8 protein-coding genes are annotated in these 10,000 nt (G+C 62.7%); 5 read left to right on the top strand and 3 right to left on the bottom strand.

Annotated elements, in window-relative coordinates:
• Positions 1–1,168, bottom strand: a 1,168-nt coding sequence (locus LDL37_RS06740; RefSeq protein ID WP_290795882.1) for a citrate/2-methylcitrate synthase, incomplete at its 3' end; no start/stop codon positions are given.
• Positions 1,169–1,435: 267 nt separating this feature from the next.
• Between LDL37_RS06740 and LDL37_RS06735 the strand changes: the two genes are divergently transcribed.
• From LDL37_RS06735 to pgi, 5 genes are read left to right on the top strand one after another with little or no spacing between them, the layout of a single operon-like run.
• Positions 1,436–2,401, top strand: coding sequence for a cation diffusion facilitator family transporter (locus tag LDL37_RS06735; RefSeq protein ID WP_290795879.1), 966 nt, complete (start codon positions 1,436–1,438; stop codon positions 2,399–2,401).
• Position 2,402: 1 nt separating this feature from the next.
• Positions 2,403–3,095: a glutathione S-transferase family protein gene (locus tag LDL37_RS06730; RefSeq protein ID WP_145987686.1), complete on the top strand. Its 693-nt coding sequence runs from the start codon at positions 2,403–2,405 to the stop codon at positions 3,093–3,095.
• On the top strand, positions 3,095–4,261 hold the full coding sequence (gene queG / locus LDL37_RS06725) for a tRNA epoxyqueuosine(34) reductase QueG (RefSeq protein WP_290795874.1): 1,167 nt from the start codon (positions 3,095–3,097) through the stop codon (positions 4,259–4,261). Before LDL37_RS06730 ends, queG begins: the two co-directional genes overlap by 1 nt.
• Positions 4,251–5,237 carry a glycosyltransferase family 2 protein gene (locus LDL37_RS06720; RefSeq protein WP_290795872.1) on the top strand — a complete coding sequence of 329 codons (987 nt, stop codon included), beginning with the start codon at positions 4,251–4,253 and terminating at the stop codon, positions 5,235–5,237. The genes queG and LDL37_RS06720 overlap by 11 nt, the downstream gene beginning before the upstream one ends.
• Complete coding sequence (gene pgi, locus LDL37_RS06715; protein WP_290795870.1) at positions 5,234–6,847, top strand: glucose-6-phosphate isomerase; 1,614 nt, start codon at positions 5,234–5,236, stop codon at positions 6,845–6,847. The genes LDL37_RS06720 and pgi overlap by 4 nt, the downstream gene beginning before the upstream one ends.
• A gap of 142 nt (positions 6,848–6,989) precedes the next feature.
• Here pgi and LDL37_RS06710 read toward each other — a convergent pair whose 3' ends face one another.
• Both LDL37_RS06710 and LDL37_RS06705 read right to left on the bottom strand, forming a co-directional pair.
• Positions 6,990–7,214: a sensor signal transduction histidine kinase gene (locus LDL37_RS06710; protein WP_290795868.1), complete on the bottom strand. Its 225-nt coding sequence runs from the start codon at positions 7,212–7,214 to the stop codon at positions 6,990–6,992.
• Between the two features lie 285 nt (positions 7,215–7,499).
• A partial coding sequence (locus tag LDL37_RS06705; RefSeq protein WP_290795866.1) for a glutamate synthase-related protein occupies positions 7,500–10,000 on the bottom strand: 2,501 nt, incomplete at its 5' end.

Here is a 10,000-nt window from a genome sequence, read left to right as displayed (position 1 = left end):
GTTCGCCGACATAGCGCAGCCGCACATTGGGCGCGGTGCCGGTTTCGGTCTGTTCAATGGCGTGGGCCAGCCATCCGGCCGAGCGCCCCAGCCCCATCAGCGTAAAGGGCGCGTCCTTGGGCAGATCGAGGTGTCGCCCGATCAGGGCCAGCGCAAGAGTAAAGCCCAGCGGCCGCCCGGTCAGCTCCTCACCGACGGCACGGATGGTCTTGAGGTCTTCGCCGATGTGCGGGGCGGCGGCCATCAGGGCTTCGGCGCGCAGGGCATCGCAGGGCGATTGTTCGGCTTCAAAGCCCGGCAGTTCAACGCCCTGACGCAGGAAGGTTTCGGCGACCAGACGCGGATTGCCCTGACGCCGCACCTGCGTCACATAGGCTTCGGCGCGCGACACCCGCCCGCCCATGGCCGGACCGGTCAGGGTGGCGAAACCGGCCATCACCGGCGATGACAAGGGCCCCTGCGACACGGCGGCGGCACGCGCGGCCAGGGTCGCGGCATCGAGCCCGTTATCGGCGCACAGCACCAGCGCCCGGCGGATCAGATCGACGTCGCGCAGATCATTGACCTTCCACGCGCGGGCCAGACGCTGATGGAAATAGAGGCGCGGCCCGCCATTGGTCACCGCGTCGAACAGCTCGTTCAGAATGCCTGCCGCCTCAAGGCGCAGATGGCGTTCGGTCGCCTGTTCCGACAGGGCGTCTTCGTCCAGACGCCGCGACAGCATCCCCCACACGCGGGCGCGCGGCCCGCCGGTAAAGTTGACGTCCGGGCGCGGTTTTAACGGCCCGAAGGGGTTGGTGGCTTCGTCCTTCCACAACAGGGCAGCGACGGTTTCGAAATTCTCGGTTTCGCTGAGCGCCAGGCTGTCGTGCGTGCGGTAAAAGGGGCGGTTGTCGATGGCGATAAAGATGTCGGAATCGATCGTCGCCTCACCGCGCAGGGCGGATTTGCCGCTGAGCGCCGGGAGAACCGCCGGAGCATCTTCGGCCGGGCGCGGGCCGCGCTGCGTCAGACGTTCAATATCGTCGAGGGCATAGAGCGAGCGGCGCGGATTGTCCGGGTCAGTACGCGCGGCGATGCGCTGACGGCTGACATAGGCGTAGAGGGTCTGCGGCTTGACATCCAGTCGCTGCAAGGCTTCGGCGCGGCTGATCCACTGACGCGACATGGGTAAACCCTCAAAGCGCATTCCGAAAAGTGTGAAACGGTTTTCGGATGAAATGCGCGACGAAACGAAAGGTTAGAGCGGGATTTCGCTCCATTTGAGCGAAACCCGGCTCTGACATCCGGGCTGATAATCAAGATTGATTATCAGGAACTTTAAACACAGCCGGGTTTAAAATCCAGCCATGTTTAACAGGGGCTTAAAGTTTTTGTAGCGTGGTAGATTCAGGCGTATACAGATGCCGTTTCTGGTTATTTTAAGGCTCCCGCCATGGCCCTGCCCTTTACGCGCCTGATCAACCCGTTCAGCTTCAGCGGCCTGACGCCGCAGGAGATGATCCTGCGCGTGTCGGCCCTGTCTGTTTTCGTCGCCCTGACCCTGATCGGGCTGAAGACGCTGGCGCTGATGGCGTCGGGATCGGTGGCGGTGCTGGCCTCGCTGACCGATTCCGGGCTGGATCTGCTGGCCTCGCTGATTACCTTTTTCGCGGTACGATTTGCCCGCACGCCGCCCGATAAGGAGCACCCGTTTGGTCATGGCAAGGCCGAAGCCTTTTCGGCCCTGTTTCAGGCGGCGCTGGTCTTTTCATCGGCGGCCCTGATCCTGCGCGACGCCTGGGACCATCTGCGCGTACCGGAGCCGGTCAGCGGTGGTCTTTTGTCCGTAGCGGTGATGATCGTGTCGCTGCTGCTGACCGGGCTTCTGATCGTGGCACAAAACGCCGCCCTGAAGGCATCGCAGTCGGTGGCCGTGTCGGCCGACCGCGCCCACTACCTGACCGACATTGCCGGGAACAGTATCGCACTGGTCGGCGTCGGGGCCGGTGCGCTGGGCGTGCCGCACATCGACGCCATTGCCGGGGGGGCGATTGCCCTGTGGCTTTTGTGGGGGGCGCTGCACGTGCTGAAAGACGCCGCCGACAGCCTGATGGATCGCGCCCTGTCGGACGAAGATCAGGCGCGCATCCACGAACTGGCGTCTGACGATGCCGAAGTGCTCAATGTCCACCGTCTGCGCACGCGCATTTCCGGCCCGCACGTGCTTATCCAGATGCACATGGCGCTGCGGCCTGACCTGACCCTTGTCAGAGCCCATGAAATAATCGTAAGCGCTGAAAAACGCATATTGTCGGCCTTTCCCAATGCCGACATCCTGATTCATCCCGACCCGGACGGCGCGTCGGAGCCGCATGGCGGCGTCTTTGCCGAAGCGCACGACCGGGTGCATCAGATCTGACATGAACACACCCCTGCGCACCCTTTATCATTTCGCCTTCGACCCGCATTCGCGGCTGGTCCGGCTGGCGCTTGGCGAAAAGAAGCTGGCCTTTGAGGAGGCCCCGGTCAAATACTGGGAGCCGACGGATGAGTTTCTGCGCCTGAACGTGTCCGGCCTGCTGCCCGTGCTGGTCGAAAGCTACGACCACGGGCGCAACGTCACCCTGTGTGAGAACCGCGCCATCCTCGAACACCTCGATGAGACCGCGTCCGAGGTACGGCTGTGGCCCACCGACCCGCAGGAGCGCGGTGAAGCCCGGCGTCTGGTCGGCTGGTTCGAGCGCAAGTTTGATTACGAGGTCAACGCGCTTCTGCTGCACGAAAAGATGGAAAAGCGCCTGATGGGCATGGGCGCCCCGAACCTGTCGGCCCTGCGCGCCGGGCGCGACGCGCTGCGCGACCACCTGCTCTATTTCGAAAGCCTGCTTGAGGCGCGCAACTGGCTGTCCGGGCGGCACATGTCCTATGCCGATTTCGCCCTGGCCTCGCACCTCAGCGTGATCGACTATGTCGATGAGATGAACTGGGACCGCTATAAGCACCTGAAAACCTGGTACATGGTGGTCAAGTCGCGCCCGGCCTTCCGACCGCTTTTGGCCGACACCCTGCCGGGCGTGGCCCCGTCGGCGCACTACCGCGAACTGGATTTTTGATGGACGCGCGACCCGACAACCCCGCCGCGCACAGGGAGACGGGGTTTAAGGCAGACATCACGGCACGGGCAAAGGCGCTCGGCTTCTCCACCGTCGGCTTCACCAACCTGCCGCAGGCATGGGACGCGGCGCAGCGCCTGAAGGCCTTCATCGCCGCCGGCTTTCACGGCGAGATGACGTGGATGGAAGAGACGCTGGAGCGGCGTCTGCACCCGCAAAACATGTGGAACGGCGCCAAAAGCGCCATCGTGCTGGGCTTCAACTACGGCCCCGACAGCGACCCGCTTCTGGGGCTTTCCGAGCGCGATCTGGCCAATATCAGCGTCTATGCGCGCGGCGACGACTATCACGACGTCATCAAGAAAAAGCTCAAGCAATTGGCCAGCGACATCGTGGCCGCCTATGGCTGCGAGCTGAAGGTGTTTGTCGATACCGCGCCTTTGATGGAAAAGCCGCTGGCGCAACTGGCCGGGCTTGGCTGGCAGGGCAAGCATACCAATCTCGTCTCGCGCGAATTTGGCTCCTGGCTGTTTCTCGGCAGTATCCTGACCGATATGGAGCTGCCGCAGAGCCTGACCGAACGCGACCATTGCGGTTCGTGCCGGGCCTGCCTCGACGCCTGCCCCACCGACGCCTTTGTTGGGCCTTATCAGTTGGATGCCCGCGAATGTCTGTCCTATCTGACCATCGAATTTCGCGGCCACTGGCCCGACCGCTTCCGCACCGCTATGGGCAACCGTGTCTATGGCTGCGATGACTGTCTGGCCGCCTGTCCGTGGAACAAGTTTGCGGTGGAGGCGTCCGAAGCCAAGCTGAAAGCGCGTGAGGGCTTCAACGCCCTGTCTTTGGTCGAGCTGGCGCAACTGGATGACGCGGCGTTCCGCACCCTGTTCAGCAAGTCGCCGATCAAGCGCATCGGTCTGGCCACCTTCCTGCGCAATGTGCACTATGCGCTGGGCAACAGCTTTGATGATCTGGTGGACCCGGACAAGATCGCGGTTTTAACGCGCAACCTCAACCACGACAGCCCGGTGGTGCGCGGTTCCGCCGTCTGGGCCTTGTCGCGCGGCCTGAGCGCCGAAGACTTCCGGGCCCTGCGCGCGCAGCACCTGCCGCAGGAGGACGATCCCGACGTGTGGAGCGAATGGAGCCGCCATGTCGCCTAGGTTTTCGCTCATTGTCCTGTCCTATCAGAGCGGCGCCTATCTGGAGCGCTGTATAGAGGCGCTACTTGCTCAGACCACGGATGATTTTGAAATCCTGTTGGCCGACAATGCCTCAACCGATGGCGCGCCGGAGGCCGTGGTGGCGAAATTTCCGCAGGTGCGCCTGATCCAGAATGGCGGCAATCTGGGTTTTGCCGCCGGTAACAATGCCGCCGTGCGCTTTGCCAAGGGCGAATGGCTGGGCTTTATTAATCCGGATGTGTTTGTACACGCCCACTGGCTCAGTGAAATGGCGCAGGCCATTCAGGATTATCCGCACACGCACATTTTCACCTCCCTGCAACTGGACCCGCAGGATCAGGGCGTGCTGGACGGGGCCGGCGACGGCATGAGCTTCTTCGGCTTTCCCTTCCGCATGGGCTATCGCGCCGCGCGCCCCGCGCATATTCCGATCAGCGAAGTGTTTTCGCCATGTGGTGCCGCCTTCGTCATCAAACGCTCGCTGTTTGAGGCGCTGGGGGGCTTTTACGAGCGCTTTTTCATGTATTGCGAAGACGCCGATCTGGGCTATCGCGCGCGGCTGCGGCGGGAGCGCACGCTGCTGATCCCGCAGGCGCGCGTCGATCATATCGGCTCGGCCACGCTGGGGGCGCGCTCGGACTTCGCCCTGTTCCACGGCTATCGCAACCGCCTGTGGCTGTTCGTCAAGAACACGCCCGCGTCCGTCCTGTGGCTGATGCTGCTGCCGCACCTCTTGTTTAGCTTGTCAGGGGCGCTGAAGGATGTATTGAAGGGACGCGGCCCGGTCGTCGGTCGCGCCCTGAGGGAAGCCGTTATGGGCTTGGGCGCGGTGATGCGGGACCGCCACCAATTACAAAGTACCCGTCTTTTGCGTTCAACCGATTTATTATCTCAATTTAGCTGGGACCTGCGCCTGATCCTGCGGCGCGGCCTGGACCTACGGAGCCCGAAATGAGCCTTTCCGAAGCCTTTACCGCCCTCAAAACCCAGGCCGCCATCGACGCCAAAACCCCCATCGTGGCGCATTTTGAATACGAAGCCGACCGTCTGGGGGCGCAGTCCCTGTCGGTGGCCGGGCTCTATGTCGATGTGTCAAAGCAGTCGTGGTCTGACGCGGGCTTTCAGGCGGCGTTGAAGCTGTTCGAAGCCGCCGACCTGAGTGCCGCGCGTGAGCGCATGTGGACGGGTCAGGCGATCAACGTCTCGGAAAACCGCGCCGTTCTGCACGTGGCGCTGCGCGACTCCGACGGCGAAAACGCCCGCCTGCGCGGCGCGGAAATCACCGCCGACGTCAAGACGGCGCGCGATGCCATGAAGGCCTATGCGGACGGTATCCGCTCTGGTCAGATCGTCGGTGCGACGGGTAAGCCGTTCAAAACCATCCTGCATATCGGCATCGGCGGTTCGGACCTCGGCCCGCGTCTGGTGTGGCAGGCCCTGACGCCGCTCAAGCCGCAAATCGACATCCGCTTTGTCGCCAATGTCGATGGCTCGGAACTGGCGCTCAGCACCGCCGATCTTGACCCGGCCGAAACGCTGGTCATCGCCGTGTCGAAGACCTTCACCACGCAGGAAACGCTGGCCAACTTCCTCGCCGCGCGCGACTGGCTGATCGCCGGTTTGGGCGAAGCGGCGGCCTCGAAGCACCTCGCCGCCGTGTCTGCGGCTCCGGCCAAGACCTCGGCCTACGGCATCCCCGAAGACCGCGTGTTCGGCTTCAAGGACTGGGTCGGTGGCCGCTATTCGCTGTGGTCGGCGGTGTCGCTATCGGTCATCATCGCCGCCGGTTATGACGTGTACGAACGATTGCTCGCCGGTGCCTATGAGATGGATCAGCACTTCCTCACCGCGCCGTTTGAAAAGAACGCGCCGCTGCTGCTGGCCGCCGCTCAGGTGTTCAACCGCATCGGCCTCGACCGCCCCGCCCGCGCCGTTATTCCGTATGCGCATCGTCTGCGCCGACTGGCCGCCTTCCTGCAACAGCTTGAGATGGAATCTAACGGCAAGCGCACCGACGGTTCTGGCAAACTGCTACCGACCAAGACCTGCCCGGTCGTCTTCGGCGACGAAGGCACCAATGCCCAGCACGCCTTCTTCCAGATGCTGCACCAGTCGGAAGACATCGTGCCGCTGGAGCTGATCGCCGTGAAGTCGAACCCCGAAGCGCCGCTCGACATGCAGCAAAAACTGCTGTCGAACGTCATCGCGCAGGGTGAGGCCTTTATGGTCGGCAAGTCGCTGGAAACCGCTGAGGCCGAATGCCGCGCCGCCGGTTTCGACGCCGAAAAGACCGCCATCATCGCCCCGCAAAAGGTCTGCCCTGGCAACAAGCCCTCGACCCTGGTCCTGCTCGACGCCCTGACACCCGAAACGCTCGGTGCCCTCTTGGCACTCTATGAGCACAAGACCTTTGCCGAAGGGATCGTCATGGGCCTCAACAGCTTCGACCAGTGGGGCGTGGAACTGGGCAAGACTCTGGCCAATGCCGTGCTGGAAGACATCACAGGCAGCGCCATCAAGGCGCACGACCCGTCCACGACAGCGGCCATCGCACGGGTGAAATAGCAGGGGCACAGCCCCTGCACCCAGTAGTGGGAGTCAAAAAAGCCGCCTCTGCCAAGGGGCGGCTTTGTTCGTATGCGGCGCAACCGCGTTGGTGCTTTTTTGTGGCACGAGCAGTCCGTCAGAGGACTTAACGTCAACCCTGTCACTCTGGTTTATTGGTTTCGCCATCTATTTTCTTTCCGAGCCACTCGATGAACTTATAGACAAAATGAAAGCCAACACATGCGATCATTAAGCCTAGCCCTGCCAATACATTGGGCCAGCCGGCTCTGCCGTGGCCGAATGCTATTTCATATAGATAGCTGGCTGTAATTATGGTCGATACGATAAAGGAAACAAGGATTGGCATCCGGAAAAACCAGCGCATTTTGTGATCTTTCTCTGACATCGCAAACACAAGCCTGCACGGCATATACACTCTGACAATGTCAAAACCTATACTCTTGAAGACCTGCCTGACCCGTATGCTCCGGTTCTGTGAACCGCATTATGGCTCCCATTTTTGCAGCCGTTCATGCGGATTCATGATCTGATCTTGAGTTCGTCCCTCATGATTGTCGCCAGTCAATTGGCGCTTAATACAAAAAGCCGCCCCTTTGCAGAGGCGGCTTTTTTATGCTCCAGCGAAGGGGGGCAGGGGCCGTGCCCCTGCTTAAGCGACGGCGGCTGCCATCTTCGCCTGAATGGCCAGTATCTCGTTCGGCATGACCTGAACGAAGGCCTTCAGCGCATTGTCCCAGTCGTCGAGGATGGTCTCGGCGCGCGGGGACTGCGTCTTTTCGAAGTGCTCGGCAATCAGGGCCTTGAGATCGGCCTGATCGCTTTCGGGCACGTCGCGCAGGGTGATGCCTTCCGGGTTGATGTATTTGGCGAACGCCCCTTCGGTGTCCCAGACATAGGCGACGCCGCCGGTCATGCCCGCGCCGAAATTGGCGCCGGTCGAACCGAGGATGACCACCTTGCCGCCCGTCATGTATTCACAGGCGTGGGCCCCGGCCCCTTCGACCACGGTCACCGCGCCGGAGTTGCGCACGGCGAAGCGTTCACCGACGCGGCCGGCCACGAACAGCTTGCCCGACGTGGCCCCATAGAGGTTGGTGTTGCCGGCCAGCATCTGGTTCGGCTGCCACTGTTTCGGACGCACGACGATGGTCGCGCCCGACAGGCCCTTGCCCACATAGTCATTGGACTCACCGACGAGGTCGATGAACAGCCCCTTGACGGCAAAGGCCCCCAGCGACTGACCCGCCGAACCGCGCAGTTGCAGCGTCAGGTGCCCGTCGGCCAGCGTGTCGCCGAAGTTTTTGACCAGCAGGTGCGAGGTGCGCGTACCCACCGCGCGCATGGTGTTGCGCACGTCATAGGTCAGCGACATCTTCTCACCGCGTTCGACCAGCGGCACGGCGTCCTTGACGATCTGAGCATCCAGCGTATCGGCCACCGCATTGATCTCATGCGGGAGGGTGACCGGCGCGGTCGGGTCTTTTTCGACGCGGACCAGCAGCGGGTTGAGGTCGAGATCATCGAGGTGTGCCCCACCGCGCGATACCTGACGCAGAAGGTCGGTGCGGCCCACGGCCTCATCCAGCGAACGCAGACCCAGCGAGGCCAGGATTTCGCGCACCTCTTCGGCGATGAAGCTGAACAGGTTGATGACCTTTTCCGGCGTGCCGGTGAACTTGGCGCGCAGACGTTCGTCCTGCACGCAGACACCGACCGGGCAGGTGTTGGACTGACACTGACGCACCATCAGGCAGCCGATGGCCACCAGAGACGCCGTGCCGATGCCGAACTCTTCGGCCCCCAGCATGGCGGCGACCACGATGTCGCGGCCCGTGCGCATCCCGCCGTCAGAGCGCAGACGCACCTGACCGCGCAGATTGTTCATGGTCAGGACCTGATGGGCTTCGCTGAGGCCGAGCTCGAACGGCAGGCCGGCGAACTTGATCGAGGTGAGCGGCGACGCACCCGTGCCGCCGACCTGACCCGACACGAGGATGGCATCGGCCTTGGCCTTGGCGACCCCGGCGGCGACCGTACCGATGCCCGACTGCGACACCAGCTTCACCGTGACGCGGCAGTTCGGGTTGATCTGCTTGATGTCATAGATGAGCTGCGCCAGGTCTTCGATCGAATAGATGTCGTGGTGCGGCGGCGGCGAGATCAGGCCCACGCCCGGCGTCGAATGGCGCATACGGGCGATGAATTCCGTGACCTTGAAGCCCGGAAGCTGACCGCCCTCACCGGGCTTGGCCCCTTGCGCGACCTTGATTTCGACTTCGCGGCACTGGTTGAGATATTCCGCCGTGACGCCAAAGCGGCCAGAGGCGATCTGCTTGATGGCCGAGTTGGGGTTGTCGCCGTTCGGACGGCGGACATAGCGTTCGGGGTCTTCGCCGCCTTCGCCGGAGACCGAGCGCGCACCAATGCGGTTCATGGCGATGTTCAGCGTCTCGTGCGCTTCGGGGCTGAGCGCCCCCAGCGACATGCCGGGCGTCACGAAACGCTTGCGGATTTCGTTGACCGATTCCACCTCTTCGATGTCGATGGGCTTCGCCTTCGGGGCCCAGTCGAGCAGGTCGCGCGGCGCGGTGGGCGCGTCTTTCGACATCTTGGCCACCAGACCCGAATAGGTCTTGAAGACCTTATAGTCGCCGCGCGTCGTCGCGTCCTGAAGCAGGTGGATCAGCTTCGGCTGATAATAGTGGGTCTCACCCGCCGCACGCATCTTGTAGAAGCCGCCAATGGGGATCAGGGCGCGCTTCGACGCCCAGGCTTCGGCGTGCAGCGCCTTCAGCTTGGTTTCAATACCAGCCAGACCGATACCGGAAATGCGCGAGGTCACGCCGGGGAAGAACTCACCGACCAGCGCCCGCGACAGGCCCAGCGCTTCGAACTCATAGCCGCCGCGATAGGAGGAGATGACCGAGATGCCCTTCTTGGCGAGGATCTTCATCAGACCCGCCTCGATGGACTTCTTGTAGTTCATGAAGCACTTGTACGAGGTCTGGACGCCATAACGGCCCTTGTCCAGACGCTCCTGCATCAGCTCAAGCGCCAGATAGGGGTTGATGGCGGTCGCGCCGACACCGACCAGAACGGCGAAGGCATGGCTGTCCAGCGCTTCGGCCGAGCGCACGATGATCGAGACGA

It is taken from the genome of Asticcacaulis sp., from assembly GCF_020217185.1.
GTDB lineage: Bacteria > Pseudomonadota > Alphaproteobacteria > Caulobacterales > Caulobacteraceae > Asticcacaulis.
The sequence above is the reverse complement of the archived record's forward strand: the minus strand, read 5'-3'. Positions and strand labels throughout refer to the sequence as shown.

Bases quoted from the DNA above. Each gene is read 5' to 3' on its own strand.
- LDL37_RS06735 (WP_290795879.1), top strand. From the start codon at position 1,436: ATGGCCCTGCCCTTTACGCGCCTGATCAACCCGTTCAGCTTCAGCGGC.
- LDL37_RS06730 (WP_145987686.1), top strand. From the start codon at position 2,403: ATGAACACACCCCTGCGCACCCTTTATCATTTCGCCTTCGACCCGCAT.
- queG (WP_290795874.1), top strand. From the start codon at position 3,095: ATGGACGCGCGACCCGACAACCCCGCCGCGCACAGGGAGACGGGGTTT.
- LDL37_RS06720 (WP_290795872.1), top strand. From the start codon at position 4,251: ATGTCGCCTAGGTTTTCGCTCATTGTCCTGTCCTATCAGAGCGGCGCC.
- pgi (WP_290795870.1), top strand. From the start codon at position 5,234: ATGAGCCTTTCCGAAGCCTTTACCGCCCTCAAAACCCAGGCCGCCATC.
- LDL37_RS06710 (WP_290795868.1), bottom strand. From the start codon at position 7,214: ATGCGCTGGTTTTTCCGGATGCCAATCCTTGTTTCCTTTATCGTATCG.